Annotated in this window: 14 protein-coding genes; 4 read left to right on the plus strand and 10 right to left on the minus strand. The window is 43.6% G+C overall.

The window, feature by feature from the left end; translation table 11 throughout:
* Positions 1–6: 6 nt before the first annotated feature.
* From AC3WTB_RS08385 to AC3WTB_RS08395, 3 genes are all read right to left on the minus strand, one after another.
* A complete protein-coding gene (locus AC3WTB_RS08385) occupies positions 7–870 on the minus strand; it encodes a 3-hydroxybutyryl-CoA dehydrogenase (protein ID WP_039182159.1) in 864 nt (287 codons plus the stop codon).
* A complete protein-coding gene (locus AC3WTB_RS08390; protein WP_338593252.1) occupies positions 870–2,063 on the minus strand; it encodes an acetyl-CoA C-acetyltransferase in 1,194 nt (397 codons plus the stop codon). Before AC3WTB_RS08390 ends, AC3WTB_RS08385 begins: the two co-directional genes overlap by 1 nt.
* A 103-nt stretch (positions 2,064–2,166) precedes the next feature.
* Positions 2,167–4,278 (minus strand): heterodisulfide reductase-related iron-sulfur binding cluster, encoded by a 2,112-nt coding sequence (locus tag AC3WTB_RS08395; protein ID WP_492333580.1) that lies wholly within the window; start codon positions 4,276–4,278, stop codon positions 2,167–2,169.
* 143 nt (positions 4,279–4,421) lie between these two features.
* Between AC3WTB_RS08395 and cls (AC3WTB_RS08400) the strand changes: the two genes are divergently transcribed.
* From cls (AC3WTB_RS08400) to AC3WTB_RS08410, 3 genes are all read left to right on the plus strand, one after another.
* The gene (gene cls, locus AC3WTB_RS08400; protein ID WP_039182165.1) at positions 4,422–5,618 is read left to right on the plus strand and encodes a cardiolipin synthase; all 1,197 of its coding nucleotides are present in this window, start codon (positions 4,422–4,424) and stop codon (positions 5,616–5,618) included.
* Between the two features lie 12 nt (positions 5,619–5,630).
* A complete protein-coding gene (gene uvsE / locus AC3WTB_RS08405) occupies positions 5,631–6,593 on the plus strand; it encodes a UV DNA damage repair endonuclease UvsE (protein ID WP_039182168.1) in 963 nt (320 codons plus the stop codon).
* Between the two features lie 73 nt (positions 6,594–6,666).
* Positions 6,667–6,921 carry a hypothetical protein gene (locus AC3WTB_RS08410; RefSeq protein ID WP_039182170.1) on the plus strand — a complete coding sequence of 85 codons (255 nt, stop codon included), beginning with the start codon at positions 6,667–6,669 and terminating at the stop codon, positions 6,919–6,921.
* Between the two features lie 29 nt (positions 6,922–6,950).
* On the opposite strand, the gene AC3WTB_RS08415 is transcribed toward AC3WTB_RS08410, so the two are convergent.
* The 3 genes from AC3WTB_RS08415 to cls (AC3WTB_RS08425) all read right to left on the minus strand — a co-directional run bounded on the left by AC3WTB_RS08415 (position 6,951) and on the right by cls (AC3WTB_RS08425) (position 11,360).
* Positions 6,951–7,949, minus strand: a complete 999-nt coding sequence (locus AC3WTB_RS08415) for a S66 family peptidase (RefSeq protein ID WP_330545653.1) — start codon at positions 7,947–7,949, stop codon at positions 6,951–6,953.
* Positions 7,950–8,021: 72 nt separating this feature from the next.
* A complete protein-coding gene (locus tag AC3WTB_RS08420; protein WP_047202612.1) occupies positions 8,022–9,737 on the minus strand; it encodes an ABC transporter ATP-binding protein in 1,716 nt (571 codons plus the stop codon).
* A 105-nt stretch (positions 9,738–9,842) separates the two neighbouring features.
* The gene (gene cls / locus AC3WTB_RS08425; protein ID WP_492333581.1) at positions 9,843–11,360 is read right to left on the minus strand and encodes a cardiolipin synthase; all 1,518 of its coding nucleotides are present in this window, start codon (positions 11,358–11,360) and stop codon (positions 9,843–9,845) included.
* A 137-nt stretch (positions 11,361–11,497) separates the two neighbouring features.
* Between cls (AC3WTB_RS08425) and AC3WTB_RS08430 the strand changes: the two genes are divergently transcribed.
* On the plus strand, positions 11,498–12,469 hold the full coding sequence (locus AC3WTB_RS08430) for a S66 family peptidase (RefSeq protein WP_212043501.1): 972 nt from the start codon (positions 11,498–11,500) through the stop codon (positions 12,467–12,469).
* Positions 12,470–12,874: 405 nt separating this feature from the next.
* Here the strand turns inward: AC3WTB_RS08430 and argS are convergent, their stop codons facing one another.
* The 4 genes from argS to speB form a co-directional block, all read right to left on the minus strand.
* Positions 12,875–14,548 carry an arginine--tRNA ligase gene (argS, locus tag AC3WTB_RS08435; RefSeq protein ID WP_058838538.1) on the minus strand — a complete coding sequence of 558 codons (1,674 nt, stop codon included), beginning with the start codon at positions 14,546–14,548 and terminating at the stop codon, positions 12,875–12,877.
* A complete protein-coding gene (locus AC3WTB_RS08440) occupies positions 14,545–14,967 on the minus strand; it encodes a YwiB family protein (RefSeq protein WP_003215400.1) in 423 nt (140 codons plus the stop codon). The genes argS and AC3WTB_RS08440 overlap by 4 nt, the downstream gene beginning before the upstream one ends.
* A gap of 124 nt (positions 14,968–15,091) precedes the next feature.
* Positions 15,092–15,439 (minus strand): hypothetical protein, encoded by a 348-nt coding sequence (locus AC3WTB_RS08445; protein ID WP_492333582.1) that lies wholly within the window; start codon positions 15,437–15,439, stop codon positions 15,092–15,094.
* Positions 15,440–15,517: 78 nt separating this feature from the next.
* Positions 15,518–16,390: an agmatinase gene (speB, locus tag AC3WTB_RS08450; protein ID WP_025093863.1), complete on the minus strand. Its 873-nt coding sequence runs from the start codon at positions 16,388–16,390 to the stop codon at positions 15,518–15,520.
* Positions 16,391–16,430: the final 40 nt, after the last annotated feature.

Below are 16,430 nucleotides of genomic sequence, written 5' to 3' on the forward strand. Positions count from 1 at the left end.
CTCCCCCTATGAGTGGTCGTGGTATGTGTAAAAACCTCTCTTTGTCTTTTTGCCAAGCCAGCCTGCATTCACGTATTTTTTCAAAAGAGGACAAGGGCGATATTTGCTGTCTCCCAGTCCTTCGTGAAGGGTATTCATAATAAATAAACATGTATCCAATCCGATGAAATCAGCTAGACGAAGCGGCCCCATTGGGTGATTCATCCCAAGTGTCATCACGCCATCAATGCTTTCTGCATCTGCCACGCCTTCATATAGGGTGTAAATGGCTTCATTGATCATTGGCATCAATATGCGATTTGAGACGAACCCTGGGAAGTCTTCCACTTCAATTGGGGTTTTGTTTAATGTCTTCGCTGTTTCATAAACAAATTGATATGTGTCATCACTCGTTTGCAGCGCGCGAATGACTTCAACGAGTTTCATGACAGGAACGGGATTCATAAAATGCATGCCAATCACTTTCTCCGGTCTGCTCGTCACAGCTGCTAATTCTGTGATCGACAAGGAAGACGTATTTGTCGCAAATATGGCCTCCGCCTCTGCAAATTGATCAAGTGTTTCAAAGATTTGTTTTTTCACACTCATTTGTTCAGAAGCAGCTTCAATCACTAAATGAGCCTGCTGGACGTCTTTTAAATCTGTGGATACGGCAAGCCGCTGCGTGATATCTCGGACGGCCTGATGTGCCAGCTTTCCTTTTTCTGCCCGCTTTGTCAGTTGTTTGGTCATGGAGGAAATCGCTCGATGAATCTGCTTTTCTGATGCATCATGGAGCAGGACTGTATAGCCTGACTGTGCAAACACTTGGGCAATGCCTGATCCCATTTGACCGGCTCCAACGACCAGAACGGTCTCTTCTATGCTCATCAAAAAACGCCCCCCTTTTCATCTACCTTTATCATGAACGCATCTCCTTGACCGCCTCCACTGCAAATCGCCGCAATGCCAATGCCACCGCCTCTTTGTCTTAATGCATGTATCAATGTCAATATGATACGTGTTCCGCTTGCCCCAATCGGATGACCGAGTGCGACAGCCCCTCCGTTGATATTCATTTTCCGCCGGTCGATCCCGGTCGTTTTTTCACATGCCAGAGCCACAGCTGAGAAGGCCTCATTGATTTCAAACAAATCGATATCCTCTAGGCGCTTTCCTGTTTTCTTTAAAAGCTTCTCGATGGCAAGGGCTGGTGTTTTCGGGAAATCCTTCGCCTCTACAGCAACCTGAGTATGACCGAGAATGACTGCCATTGGCTTTACACCATGCCGTGCAGCATACGTGTCTTTCATTAGAAGAAGTGCACTTGCACCATCATTGACACCTGGTGCATTTCCAGCGGTGATGGTACCCTTCTGATCAAAAACAGGCATGAGCTTTGACAGCCGTTCATATGAGGTATCACGCCGCGGAGATTCATCTTCTGTGATAAGCCTTTCTCCCGTTTTTGTTTTGACGGTGACGGGGGTGATTTCATATTGAAAAAAGCCACTTTTTTGCGCTTCGATGGCCCGTTCATGACTTCTGAGTGCCCACAGATCCTGCTCTTCCCGCGTGATGCCAAGCTCCTTTGCAGCCATACTTCCATACTCACCCATATGAACGCCTGTAAACGAACAGGTTAAGCCATCTAAAATCATCGCATCTTGTACTGCACCATCTCCCATTTTGTAGCCCCATCGCGCTTTTTTTAGCAGATAAGGAGCGTGAGACATGGATTCCATACCGCCCGCCGCGATGACCTCAGCATCACCGGCTCGAATGATTTGATCTGCCGTGCTCACACTGCGCATGCCTGATGCACAGACTTTATTGATGGTTTGTGTTGGAACAGACCAAGGAAGATCAGCATATCTTGCTGCTTGCCTTGAAGGAATCTGCCCTTGCCCTCCTTGTAAAACACTTCCCATAATGACCTCATCTATTTCATGAGAACCCGAAACTCTTTCCAGTGCAGCCTTGATCGCTATACCGCCTAGTTCTGCGGCAGTCAAACCACTGAGAGCACCGCCTAGTTTTCCAAATGGTGTTCTTGCACCAGATACAATGACCGTCGTACTCATGTATGCCCCTCCCTATTTGTTAACGCTTACATATCATTTAGACAGCTGATAAAACAGCCCCATGGATAAGCCGATGAACATCCTATTCATCGGCCTGTCATCTTTACGACACCTGTTTTCCAGGCTCGCCAAACACTGATTTTTCAAGAAGTTCGGCGACATCAAATGTGCCTACCTGCTCCTCTACTTCCTTCGCCTTCGTCCCATCTCCCAGCATCGTTAAGCAATAAGGACACCCTGAGCTGATGATGGACGGCTGGACCTGTAGCGCCTGCTCCGTTCGTGCAGTGTTAATCCGGGTACCCGTCTCTTCTTCCATCCACATTAAGCCCCCCCCTGCACCGCAGCACATACCAGTTTCACGGTTGCGTTCCATTTCTTTCAGCGTCACACCTGGAATGGCTTTTAAAATGTCTCTTGGCGGGTCGTACACTTCGTTATATCTGCCTAAGTAGCATGAGTCGTGGAAGGTAATTACCTCGTTCACTTCATGTACAGGCGTTATTTTCCCTTCTTTCACTAACTCTGCCAATAATTCTGTATGATGGTACACTTCTGCCTCAAGTCCAAAGTCTGGATATTCATTTTTAAATAAGTTGTAGGCGTGTGGATCAATCGTGACGATCTTTGTGACGCCGTTTTTCTGAAATTCTTCAATATTTTTTGCAGCAAGCTCTTGGAATAAAAATTCGTTTCCGAGTCTTCTTGGTGTATCGCCTGAGTTTTTCTCTTTATTGCCTAGGATCGCAAAGGATACCCCCGCTTCATTGAGGAGTTTTGCAAAGGCAAGTGCAATCTTTTGGCTTCGATTGTCATATGCCCCCATTGAACCAACCCAGAATAAATAATCAAAGGTTTGCTCTGCTTTTTTCAGCTCTTTCACTGTCGGCACATGCACATCTTCTCTCAGTTCACGCCAATTTTCTCTTTCTTTCCGGTTCAATCCCCACGGGTTTCCTTGGCGCTCAATGCTTGTCATGGCACGCTGTGCATCTGCGTCCATTTTTCCTTCGGTCAGCACAAGATATCTGCGCATATCAATAATCTTGTCGACATGTTCATTCATGACAGGGCATTGGTCTTCACAGTTTCGGCATGTCGTACATGCCCAGATCTCTTCTTCTGTAATGACCTCTCCAATAAGAGAAGGATGGTATATAGAGCTGGCAGCCGACTCTTCCGCACCTACTCCTCTCGCCTGCAGTGCCAACTGGTTTCCTGTTGTCTGCTTGAAGGCAAGCTGCGGGACCCAAGGTGTTTTCGATGTAATGGCGGCCCCTTTATTGGTTAAATGATCTCTTAACCTTAAAATCAAATCCATTGGAGACAGCATCTTTCCTGTCCCTGTTGCCGGGCACATATTCGTGCAGCGCCCGCATTCCACACAGGCGTAAAGATCAATCAGCTGAGACTGACGGAAGTCTTCAATTTTTCCCACACCGAAGGTCTCTTGTGTCTCATCTTCAAAATCGATTTTTTGCAGCTTGCCTGGCGGGTCTAATCTGCTGACAAATACGTTGACAGGCCCTGCAATCAAATGGGCGTGCTTTGACTGAGGAACATATACTAAAAATGTCAGCAAAATGAGCAGATGCATCCACCATGCGGCATAAAAAACAATCGCAGCCGCAAGAGGTGAAATTCCGCCCAGCAAGAAAGCAATACCAGAAGCGATTGGCTCAGTTAATGATAGAGAGTGTCCATGCCAGATGATGTTCATGCCGTTCCCTAGTAAGACTGTCAGCATTAATCCGCCAATAAATAAAAGCACTAGACCCGATTTAAAACCTCGTTTTAAACGGACAAGTTTTTCCACATATCTTCTATGGAAAGCCCATACAACGGCCACTAAAATGAGAAGTGTGACCACCTCTTGGAAAAACGTAAAGGCGCCGTACACCGGACCTAAAGGAAGCCCGCTGTCTGGAATAAGCCCCTTCAAAATAAAATCAAGGGCTCCGAACTGTACAAGGATAAATCCGTAGAAAAACAGCACATGAATGATGCCGCTCTTCTTGTCCTTTAACAGCTTCTTTTGCCCAAATACATTGACCCAAACACGCTCTAAGCGTTTCTTCATGTCTTGTTGAAACTCTTCTTTTTTACCAAGACGAATATACGCCGCTCGTGTTCGAATGAGATAAACAAACAAATACACAGCGTAAGCGGTCACCGCCGCAAATGCGATCAAGTTGATGATTAAAAGGCTATTCATCTTGCTCCCCCTTTCATTCCCCAAAACCCACTTTGTTCCGTTTCCATGTTGTACCTCTATCATAAATAATGAATGAGTATTCAGTCAATATTTTTTGTGCGTTTGGGTACACTATTGAAATATGCAAAAAAGGAGGAAGTTTCATGATCGCATTGATCATCCTACTCGTACTCATTGCCATCGTTTTGCTCGTCATGTTAGACCTTTATATGGGAAAGAAATATTTTTCTACGCACGCATTTGAACGGTCTTTTGACCAAACAAGCGGCGATGCCACCTTTTATCATGATGGCGAACCATTTTTCGATCAGCTGCTTACGGATATACAGCAGGCCTCTTCTTCTATTCATATGATGTTCTTTATTGTAAAGAACGACAAGATTGGTCAAAGGGTGTTCCAAGCATTGAAAGCCAAAGCGGAGCAAGGCGTTTCCGTCTTTTTGCTAACCGACCGATTAGGCTCCTATCCGTTTGATCAAAAGTCGATTGACATGCTAGAAAGAAGCGGCATTCAATTTTACTTTTTAAATAAGCCTCGTTTTCCTTTTTTGATTTACCGGTTAAACATGAGAAATCACCGTAAAATTACGGTGATTGATGGGAAGATTGGCTATATTGGCGGATTTAATATAGGCGATGAATATGTTGGGAAAAAAGGCCGCTTTGGCATTTGGAAGGATTATCATTTGCGGATGACTGGACAGGTTGTCGCAGATCTCCAGCATGTGTTTCTGAATGATTTGTACCGGTCGTCTGGCATTCATCAGCTGCAATATGAGGTTTTCCCTGCATTGGAACCGGGAACATTACAATGCACAACACGCGCGACTGCCGGTTTTTCTTTAGAAGCTTTATTTCTCCAAGATATTGAGCAGGCGAAGAAACAGATCATCATCTGTACGCCTTATTTTATTCCATCAGCTCCTCTTCTGAAGGCGCTGCTTGATGCACGAAAACGGGGCGTCACAGTTGAAATTATCATTCCAATGAAAGCGGATCATCCACTTGTCAAAGAGGCTGGTTTTCATTATTTGAAGGATCTCATTGCCTCTGGATGTCTTGTTTATCGTTTTTATAAAGGGTTTTATCATTCGAAAGCCATATTGATTGATCACAGCCGCTGTATGATCAGTACCGCGAATTTTGATAAACGAAGCTTGTTTTTAAACGAAGAAGTAGATGTAGCCATTGATGATCCCGACTTTACTGCACACGTAGAGGAAAAGATTCGGGAGCATATGGAAGTATCTGAGATTCTGACAGAAGAAACATTGTCAAAGCGCCCTCTTTTCACACGGCCACTTGAGTGGGTTGCCGCCATGTTCTCGTATTTTTTATAAAGGAGATGACCTATGCGTTATCGATTTGGTTATGTATCCAATGCCGTCACCTTGTGGGAAGCTTCTCCTGCCAAGTCGTTGACCTTTGCAAGATACAGCAAGCTCTCTAAGGAAGAAAGAAAAGAGGCTTTATTGCGAACAACGAAAGCCAATCTTGTGAATACATTAAGAACGCTTTATTTCGCCATTGCTCATGATATCCCGCTGTACCGTTTTTCAAGCTCGATCGTCCCGCTCGCGACCCATCCCGAGGTGCGCTGGGACTTCGTGACACCTTTTCACAAAGAATTTCTTGAGATTGGCGAGTTGGTGAAACGGCACAACTTACGGGTAAGCTTTCACCCCAATCAATTCACCTTGTTTACCAGCCCAAAACCTTCAATTACAGACAATGCCGTCATCGATATGACGTACCATTATCAGATGCTTGAGGCGATGAAGCTCGAAAAGGAAGGTTACATGAATATTCATGTAGGCGGGGCTTACGGCGATAAAGAATCGGCTCTTCAACGCTTTGATGAAAATATTAAACAACTTCCGGCTCATATCAAAGCAAGAATGACACTTGAGAACGATGACAAAACATATACGTCGCTCGAAACGCTTGGTGTATGTGAAAAGCATGACATTCCATTTGTTTTTGATTACCATCATCACGTGGCAAATAAAGATGACGATGCCGCACTCGATGACATCCTTCCAAGAATGTTCGACACTTGGACAAAGACTGGCATTCCGCCCAAAATCCACTTGTCTTCACCTAAATCAGAAAAAGCCATACGCAGTCATGCAGATGGTGTAGATATGGACTTTGTCTTACCGCTTTTTCAAGCATTAAAACCGTATGGCCGTGATGTAGATTTTATGATTGAAGCAAAATTAAAGGATCAGGCTCTGCTCCGTCTAGTCGAAGAGCTGTCTGCGATTAGGGGCAATAAGCGGACGGGCGGAGGAACCATTGAATGGAAATCATAGAGAAAGGTTTACCTTTGTGCAAATGGGGGTAACAAAGCTATTGTGAAAAAGTAATTAACAGGAGGATATGAAGATGTCTCAAATCTATTCAATCCGAATCGCTGCAAAAGCGTTGAATTTACATAAGCTTATTTCTCTTTATGAAAAGTGCCAGCAGGCTCAGCATCGTATATATGTGTATTCTAAAAAAACAATGTGCAGCATTAAGAACATCGTAGAGCTTGAAACCTTCAGGCTCACTCATTTAGAATCTGATTACTTAATTGTGGTTGAAGGGAAAAAAGCGCAAGATCTTCTTCAGCCGTTTGAGAAAGAAAAGGTTTCATAAAAAAGAGCAGCCTCGGGCTGCTCTTTTTCTTATATCCAATCTTCTGTTAACCAAACTTGTTTAGAAGCTGCATCTATTTTCACTTGTGCCCCAATTGGCATCGTAAGCATTGGGTGCGTATGGGCACAGTCAAAATCAGCGATGAGTGGTCTTTTTGTCTCTCCGAGCACCTCAAGTAAAATCTCGTAAGGCTCTTTGCCCGTCCCTTCATCATCAAACAGCTCATGTTTTCCTAAAAGAATCCCTGACACCCGTTCAAACACTCCATTTACTTTCAATAAAGAGAAATTCTTTTCTACAACAGAAGCGGTTTTCATGCAATCTTCAATGAGGAGGATGTCTCCGTTTTGGATGGCTGGCATGAACTCACTTCCCCAAATGCCGTACATCGCATTCAGGTTCCCGCCGATCAATCTGCCTTCTGCCTGTCCCTCTATGACGCACAGCCAATCATTCGGACGCTGCTTTTTGTCACGCGTCTTTTCTTCCCAATTGATTCGTTCATCTGTCCAAAAAGGCGGTTTTTCAATCTGATAAGGAATGCTTTGAGGAAACATCAAGATGTCCTCAAATGACTGATATGTATAATCGACAAACGGTTCAAACTCGCCAAAAGAAGGAACAAGCGCCGGCCCGTAGAAAACAGGAAGTCCCGTTTTTTCATACGCCGCCAGTAGAATCGCTGTCGCATCTGAATAACCGATCATGATTTTCGGATGTTGATTCAGCAGCTCAAAATCAAGATAAGGCAGCAAACTATTTGAATTCGTACCGCCAATCATTGACATAATGCACGCCAAGTCCTCTCTAGCCATCAGCTCATTCAGCTCATCAGCTCGTTCTTGAATTGTACCGGAACGGTAGTGATCCTCTTTCCCTGTTAATGATCCTGGGATCACAATGAATCCTTTTTGCTCAAGCCACTTCTTCGCCCGCTGATACCTAAGAGGCGAGGTCGCTGATGCAGGACTGGAAGGTGAAAAAATACCGATCTTATCGCCCTTTTGTAATCGCCGAAGCCCCTTCATTCCATCAGATCCTTCCTACACGCATTTTTTCTATCCTAACAAAAAAAGCCCTTTATCAAAAGGGCTTTCTCTTCAATGACCAAACTGCGCTTCATGCAGTCTGCTGTATACGCCGCCCATTTGGATGAGTTCTTGGTGGCGGCCTTGTTCTTGGATGCCTTCCTCTGTTACGACGATGATACGGTCGGCGTGTTTAATTGTTGCCAGGCGGTGGGCAATAACGAGTGTCGTCCTGCCGACAGCCAGTTCGCTCAGTGCATCCTGTATAGCTTTTTCTGTTTCTGTATCAAGTGCTGATGTGGCTTCATCTAAAATTAGAATTGAAGGATTTTTTAGGAACATCCGCGCAATGGACAGGCGCTGCTTTTGACCGCCTGACAATTTGACGCCGCGCTCGCCTATGACAGTATTTAATCCTTCTGGGAAACGCTGAACGAGTTCCTCTAAATGCGCACGACGTACAGCCTCCCAAATCTCTGCATCACTGGCTTCTAGGTTGCCGTACGCAATGTTTTCTCGAATGGTGCCTGAGAATAAAAAGACATCCTGCTGCACAATGCCAATCTGCTGTCTTAAAGAAGAGAGGGTCATCGATTTTGTACTCACGCCATCAATCGTAATCTCCCCTTCATCCACATCATAAAAACGTGGCAGCAAACTGCAAATCGTCGATTTCCCGGCTCCTGAGGGCCCGACAAACGCAACGGTTTCTCCTTGTTTGATCTTCAAATCGATATCCTTTAACACATGACTGTGCTCATCGTAGCCAAATGTCACGTTTCGATATTCAATTTCACCTTTCAGCCCGAATACATCACGAGCTCCTTCTGTATCCTTCACATCTGGCTCTGTTTCAAGTAAGTCGACATAACTTTTAAAGCCCGCAATGCCTTTTGGATACATTTCAATCACTGTGTTAATCTTATCAATCGGTCTGAATAAGACGTTTGTAATCAGAACAAACGCGATAAATCCACCTGCCGTTAATTGACCCTGCAGAACAAACCATGTCCCTGCTAGAAGGACAAACAGTGTCACAAGACGTGTCAGAATGTAACTGATTGAGCCGTTAACCGACATGATTTTATATGAAAGAAGCTTCGCTTTCCGAAAGCGGTTGTTGTTTTCAGCAAAACGCTTTTTCTCAAAATGTTCGTTGGCAAAGGCTTGAACAAGACGAATACCGCCGATATTGTTTTCAACCCTTGCATGAAAGTCTCCAATGTCATTGTTCAGCTGTGTAATCGCCTGTGTCATCTTTTTATTAAAATGAAGGGCAAGCCAAATGATGACGGGCATGATCAAGAAGGTTAAAATAGCAAGCTGCCAGTTAATCATTAGCATGACAGCAAAGGCGCCAAGAATCGTCATAATCGCAATAAACAAATCCTCAGGTCCGTGATGAGCCACCTCCCCAATGTACATGAGGTCATTTGTCATCCGAGACATAAGCTTACCCGTTTTGTTGTTATCAAAAAACTTAAATGAGAGACGCTGAAAATGATCAAACAGCTTCTTCCTCATATCTGTTTCAATATTAATGCCAAGCATGTGTCCCCAGTACGACACAATAAATTGCATCACTGAGCTGAGGGCATAAATGATAAACAGAGCAAGTGCGGTCCAGGCAATGACTGTCCAGTTCCCTGTTGGTAATAACGTATCAATGAAGTAGTTCACGATCAGCGGGAAACCAAGTTCCATTAATCCAACTGCGACAGCGCAAAAGAAATCTAAAAAGAACAGACCGCGATAGGGCCTGTAATAGGCGAAAAAGCGTTTTAGCATATGTAAAAGGACCTCATTTCCTCTATAATTGATAATCATTTTCAATTATAGAGGAATCCTCTGTAAAATACTAGATCAGGAAATGATTTCTTTGACTGGAAACCCTCATAATACGCCAGAAAACAATCGGGCAAATGATTCCTTCAACCGCTCTTTTAAGCCTCTTTTATAAAAATGAACAGGACCCATTTGCTCACATTCCTTCATATCTTCCTCATAGTGGGCCATCAATTGCTCAATTGGCTTTTTCGCAGCTGTAAAGACATTGACCTCAAAATTGAGCTGAAAGCTTCTCATATCAACATTTGCGGTGCCAACAGAGGCGAGCTCTCCATCTGCGATCATCACCTTTTGATGCATGAACCCTTTTTGATAGTGATACACCTTGATGCCCTCTTTTAGAAGCTCAGAAAAATAGGATCGTGTGGCATATTGCGTGAGAAATCCGTCATTGATCTCCGGTACCATCACCCGCACATCCACCCCTCTCGTGGCAGCGATTTTGAGCGCAGTGCGAATCGATTCGTTTGGTACAAAATAAGGTGTGGCAATCCAGACAAATTGTTTCGCATTAGAAATGAGAGCATCATATAAATCACTCATACTTTCTTTCATATCAGGTCCAGTTGGTACAACCTGAATGACATCCTCTCCTGTCACAGGATGCGGCGTATGATACTTCGGATCATCAATTAATACTTCATCTGATACATATTCCCAGTCGAGCATAAAAACGGAGTGAAGGGTCTGAACAGCCTCACCCTTTAACATGGCATGCGTATCACGCCAAAAGCCGATCTTTTCATCCCGTCCTACGTATTCCTTGCCAACATTTAATCCGCCGACGAACCCTGTTTCTCCATCAATAATGACGATTTTTCGGTGATTTCGGAAATTGAATTTTTGGTTAAAAAATCCATATTTTAAAGGTAGAAAAGGAGCGACCTTTACCCCTGCCTGCTTCAAGTGTTTAATATCTTTTCGTGAGAAACGAATGCTGCCCGCCGCATCATATATGAAGCGGACCTCTACCCCTTCTTTCACTTTTTCAATCAAAATCTCCATCATCCGGTGGCCGAGGAAATCAGATTTAAACATGTAATATTCAATATGAATGAATGATTTTGCTTTTTTTAACTCTTCAAAAATTCGGGGAAACGTCTCCTCTCCATTCTTTAAAATGTCCATATCACTATTTGTATTCACATGCATGCCTGTAGCTTTTTCTGTGTATTGAAAAAAACCACGCTGATTATCGGTTAAACGTGATTCATCCGGCTTGCTCTCAAGCTCAGATATTCTTCTTAATTTTTCACGGTTATACATTCTCTTTGATTTGAATAAATGACCTTTTACATAGAGCTGCCCTGAGAACAGATAAAACATATAGCCAATGATCGGGAAAAAAACCAGCACATATATCCATAATAACGTGTGCTGTGATGTACGATTCTCCAACATGAGTGAGACGATACTAAATAAAATAATGGCGATATAAATCGCTGCGTACAGCTGAACGCTCCACGCCGGCACAGTCCACCAATACACCACATATGCCCCAAATATCATAAAATATAAAAATAAAAATTCCAGTCTTCTCTTTTTCACATTCTCCGCCCTCATTCTGTCTTTTTCTCTTCCATACCCTTTGCACAGCTCGTATGAAACGCACGACCCATTCCTTTCTCCTAGCCTTTACAGACTTTCGCTATTTGATCCGATATAATAGAGAAATATGTGATGGAAAGGAAGATCTGTTTATGCATACCCCCTCACCTCTTAAAAAAGGGAGCCATATACGTGTTATTGCCCCAAGCCGAAGTGCCAGCATTTTATCAGAAGAAGGAATTGCTCAAGCGAAAAAACATTTAGAGGCTTTAGGCTTCACTGTCTCTTTGGGACAGCATGTGTTTGAATGTGACCTTCATTCCTCATCGTCTATTGAACACCGCTTGTCTGATCTGCATGAGGCGTTCAGAGATCATGATGTCGATGGTATTTTGACAGCCATCGGAGGCTTCAACTGCAATGAACTTTTGCCTTATATTGATTACGACTTGATCCGTCAGCACCCTAAAGTCCTCTGCGGCTATAGTGACATCACTGCACTTGCAAACGCCATTACAGCGAAATGTGATATGGTGACATATTCCGGCCCCCATTTCTCAAGCTTTCAAATGGAGCAGGGACAGGAGGAGCAGACTGCCATGTTTCAAGCTTGCTTGATGAACGGCGGCGAACCGTTTGATGTGATTCCTTCGACAAAATGGAGTGATGACGCGTGGTATCTCAATCAAGCGAACAGGCAGTTTCATCCGACAACATGGGGGGTTTATCAGGAAGGAACAGCTGAAGGCACCTTGTATGGCGGAAACCTTTGTACACTGAACTTACTGCAAGGGACATCGTTTATGCCGAATGTAAAGGATGCGATCTTATTTGTCGAGGATGATGAGCTGGTGTTCCCTGAAATGTTCGCCAGAGACCTTACCTCCCTCTTGCAGCATGCACAATCAATCAAAGGATTGATCATCGGACGCTTTCAGAAGAAATCCAAGATGACAGAGGAACATTTGAGGTTCATTCTAGATAAGCACCCAATGCTCAAACACATCCCAGTGATTTACGATGTCGATATCGGACATACACAGCCCGTCTTCACCTTCCCAATTGGCGGAAACGTTCAGCTAGCGTGTACAAATAGAGACATAAAGCTGCGCATTCATTCATAACTAAAGGCAAAAAAGCACCCGAATAGGCGGTGCTTTTTTCTATGCCACCATCTTTTTTAAAATTTTTTTAGAAAAAGTGATCCACCCCTTCATTCCCTTCGTTAAGTAGATGTAAAAAGAAAAGAGAGGAGGCAAAAATATGTTTTCTGATGTACTTAGCCAATTATTCGATTCTATCTCCAACATTATTAACACACTTGGATAATTTCATTTGACGCACACATACTACATGCTTACCGAAGGGAGGCACACTCTATGTTCTCTGATGTACTTAGCCAATTATTTGATTCTATTTCTAACATTATTAATACGCTTGGATAATTTTCAAAACCCGCTTGAAGATAGCGGGTTTTTTATATGAAAAAGCCCCACTCATCCAATAGAGTGGGGCTTTCTTTCATTTCATTACATCTTTTCCGGAGCCGATACACCAATTAGTTTTAATGCATTAGCGAGCGTGATTTGTGTTGCTTTCATGAGTGAAAGACGTGCTGTTGTTTTTGTTTCGTTTTCTACATCGATGACCTTCTCGGCATTGTAGAAGCTGTGAAGGGCTGATGCAAGGTCATAAATATAGTTCGTCACGCGGTGCGGAATACGCTTTTCAGCTGCTTCTGCTACAACTTCTGGGAAGCTGCCAATGATTTTGAGAAGATCGTATTCTTTTTCCGATTGAATGTGAGAGAAATCGGCTTTTTCAAGGTTTGGTTCGTAGCCTTTTTCTTCTCCTTGACGCAGCATGCTGCAAATTCTCGCATGCGCATATTGTGCATAGTACACAGGGTTTTCGTTAGACGTAGAAATGGCTAGGTCTAGGTCAAAGTCCATATGTGTCGCCGCACTTCTCATCGCAAAGAAATAACGAGTCGCATCTAAGCCGACTTCTTCAATGAGATCACGCATTGTGACAGCTTTTCCTGTACGCTTACTCATCTTCATCTTTTCACCGTTTTTGTAAAGATGCACAAGCTGGATGATTTCTACTTCAAGCTTGCCAGCTGGATATCCAAGTGCTTGGATCGCCGCTTTCATTCGAGGGATATAGCCGTGATGGTCCGCTCCCCAAATGTTAATGAGCTGGTCAAATCCTCTGTCTAGTTTGTCTTTATGATATGCGATGTCTGGAAGCAGGTAAGTGAAGCTGCCGTCTTTTTTAATCAGCACACGGTCCTTATCATCGCCAAAATCAGTTGAACGCAGCCATGTTGCGCCGTCTTCTTCAAAGACATAGCCTTTTTCACGAAGTGTTTCCAGCGCTGGTTCGATTTTTCCGTTTTCATATAAAGAGGTTTCTGAATACCATACATCAAATGGTACACGGAAATTCTCAAGATCTACACGTAATTTCTCTAATTCGTATTTCAATCCGTATTCACGGAAGAACTTCATACGCTCTTCTTCCGGTTCATGCACGAAACGGTCACCAAATTCATCCGCAAGCTTTTGTCCGATGCCTTTGATATCTTCCCCTCTGTAGCCGTCTTCAGGCATTTCTTTTTCAAGACCGAGTGCCTCAAAATAACGTGCTTCGACAGATAAAGCGAGGTTATTAATTTGATTCCCTGCATCGTTGATATAGTATTCACGGCTCACATCGAACCCTGCTTTATCAAGGATATTGCAAAGGGAATCTCCTACAGCTGCTCCGCGGGCATGTCCAAGGTGAAGGTCACCTGTTGGGTTGGCTGAGACGAATTCGACTTGCACCTTTTGACCGCCGCCTGTATTCGTTTCGCCATACGCTTCTTTTGCTTCAAGGACAGCTGGAATCAGCTTTGTTAAATACTGATTGTTCATATAAAAGTTAATGAATCCTGGACCTGCGATATCCAGTTTTTCAATGGAAGCTTTCCCTTTATCAAACGCATTGACGATGTCTTCTGCGATTTGACGAGGTGCTTTTTTCGCAATGCGGGCAAGCTGCATCGCCATGTTGGTAGAGTAATCACCGTGAGTTTTGTCTTTCGGCACTTCTAAAAGGACATCTGGCACCTGGCTTTCATCGGCAAGTCCTGCTTTGACGACTGCCGCAATGATTTCTTCTTTTAACGCATCTTTGACCTGTTCTGCGATATTCATGAACGTAAATCCTCCTTATACGAAATCGATAATGTATGTAAATGCTTTTGATCTTCTCCTGTCAGCATATCGTACGTAATGTGCAGCAGTCCCTTGTCCACATCGAGATCAATGCCATGTGTGTGCACATCTAACTGAAGTGTACCGAATGGCATCGTGTAATGTGTGACGGTCGTTTCTCCAATGAGAAAGCGCTGCTTCATTTGAATAGCCCCTGATCTCATGACAAAAATTTCTTTTTCACTCATTTTCACAACGGTTTTTACTTGACCCATTTCATGTTCTTCATGGTAAGTGAGATACGTTTTGTCATTCTTCTCTTGATACGTTCCAGTCGTGCGGAATTCGATCGTTTCAGCCGGCTCCGTCTCTGGTTTCATCACTGACTTTACATGAATTGAAATTTGGTTTTGTGTCATTTTGCACTTCCTTTGCTAAGACCCGTTTAACTAAAATAGTATACCATAATCATGAGCGCCTATCATACCATCATTTCTCTTCTTCACGGCGATTAAACTTCGTTTTTCATCTTCAGCCATCCCTTTAGAAAAAAAGAAAAATGCAACTGACCAATACGACAAGTCCAGCCTTTACGCCTAAGTCTTTTCTTTTCAGTAAATAAAAAAGAGCCTGTATGCCTGAACTTGCCAAAAATGCCTGAAAAAAATCAAATGGTGCGATTTGATCCTTTTTAAATACCACCTGCATGAATAACGCAATGGCCGTAAGATAGAAAAAGCCCCGAACCTGAAATAAACCAACTAACTCCTCCTTTGCTTCCTTTTTAGAAGCAAAAACAGGCGGATCAGCTGCGAGCTCTCGTTTCAGTGTGAGAAAGCCTGCCGCTAATACGCATAAAGCGAGGGACACCATCAATATTGACGAAAACATGAGCTGCCTCCTTTATTTTTTGACCGATGTAAAAAAAGAGCTTGTCCACATGAGATGACAAGCTCCTCTATCAACTGATTATTTCACAAACCCAAGCAGCATTTCGCGTAAAAGCTTACTCGCTGTATTCGCTGTTTGGTCAGAGTGATCATATACAGGTGCTACCTCGACTAGGTCTGCCCCAACGACTTTGACGTCAGATCCTGCAATCGCATGAATGGATGCAAGCAGCTCTTTTGATGTAATACCACCAGCATCTACCGTTCCTGTACCAGGTGCATGGGCTGGGTCAAGTACATCAATATCGATCGTCACATATACTGGACGCCCTTTTAGCTTTGGCAATACTTGCTTCAATGGCTCCAGCACTTCAAATTTAGAAATGTGCATACCCGCTTCTTTTGCCCATTCAAATTCTTCTTTCATTCCAGAACGGATGCCGAAAGAGAATACATTTTCAGCTCCAATAAGTCCTGCAACTTTACGGATCGGTGTTGAATGTGAAAGTGGCTCACCCTCATATTCCTCACGAAGATCTGTATGTGCGTCCATATGGATGATCGCCAAATCAGGGTATTTCTTATACATCGCACGGAAAACCGGCCAAGACACAAGATGCTCGCCGCCCATTCCTAATGGAAACTTTCCTTTTTCTAAAATGCTGTCGACATACTCTTCAATTAAATCTAAGCTCTTTTGTGCATTCCCAAAAGGAAGTGGGATGTCACCCGCATCGAAGAATGGCACCTCGTGCAGCTCACGATCTAAATAAGGGCTGTATTCCTCTAAACCAATCGATACTTCACGAATGCGGTTCGGACCGAAACGTGAACCTGGGCGGTAGCTAACTGTCCAGTCCATCGGCATGCCGTATAAAATGACCTTTGCATCTTCCCATGTCGGATGACTTCCAATAAACACTTTTCCTGAATAAGCCTCGTCGAATCTCATGCAAGATTCCTCCTTTTACGCTTCAAAAAATGCGCAAACC

This window comes from Bacillus sp. EB106-04-04-XG123 (assembly GCF_058791855.1).

Excerpts from the sequence above, each read along its gene's own strand:
- AC3WTB_RS08385 (WP_039182159.1), bottom strand. The coding sequence starts at position 870 with ATGAGCATAGAAGAGACCGTTCTGGTCGTTGGAGCCGGTCAAATGGGA.
- AC3WTB_RS08390 (WP_338593252.1), bottom strand. The coding sequence starts at position 2,063 with ATGAGTACGACGGTCATTGTATCTGGTGCAAGAACACCATTTGGAAAA.
- AC3WTB_RS08395 (WP_492333580.1), bottom strand. The coding sequence starts at position 4,278 with ATGAATAGCCTTTTAATCATCAACTTGATCGCATTTGCGGCGGTGACC.
- cls (WP_039182165.1), top strand. The coding sequence starts at position 4,422 with ATGATCGCATTGATCATCCTACTCGTACTCATTGCCATCGTTTTGCTC.
- uvsE (WP_039182168.1), top strand. The coding sequence starts at position 5,631 with ATGCGTTATCGATTTGGTTATGTATCCAATGCCGTCACCTTGTGGGAA.
- AC3WTB_RS08410 (WP_039182170.1), top strand. The coding sequence starts at position 6,667 with ATGTCTCAAATCTATTCAATCCGAATCGCTGCAAAAGCGTTGAATTTA.
- AC3WTB_RS08415 (WP_330545653.1), bottom strand. The coding sequence starts at position 7,949 with ATGAAGGGGCTTCGGCGATTACAAAAGGGCGATAAGATCGGTATTTTT.
- AC3WTB_RS08420 (WP_047202612.1), bottom strand. The coding sequence starts at position 9,737 with ATGCTAAAACGCTTTTTCGCCTATTACAGGCCCTATCGCGGTCTGTTC.
- cls (WP_492333581.1), bottom strand. The coding sequence starts at position 11,360 with ATGAGGGCGGAGAATGTGAAAAAGAGAAGACTGGAATTTTTATTTTTA.
- AC3WTB_RS08430 (WP_212043501.1), top strand. The coding sequence starts at position 11,498 with ATGCATACCCCCTCACCTCTTAAAAAAGGGAGCCATATACGTGTTATT.
- argS (WP_058838538.1), bottom strand. The coding sequence starts at position 14,548 with ATGAATATCGCAGAACAGGTCAAAGATGCGTTAAAAGAAGAAATCATT.
- AC3WTB_RS08440 (WP_003215400.1), bottom strand. The coding sequence starts at position 14,967 with ATGACACAAAACCAAATTTCAATTCATGTAAAGTCAGTGATGAAACCA.
- AC3WTB_RS08445 (WP_492333582.1), bottom strand. The coding sequence starts at position 15,439 with ATGTTTTCGTCAATATTGATGGTGTCCCTCGCTTTATGCGTATTAGCG.
- speB (WP_025093863.1), bottom strand. The coding sequence starts at position 16,390 with ATGAGATTCGACGAGGCTTATTCAGGAAAAGTGTTTATTGGAAGTCAT.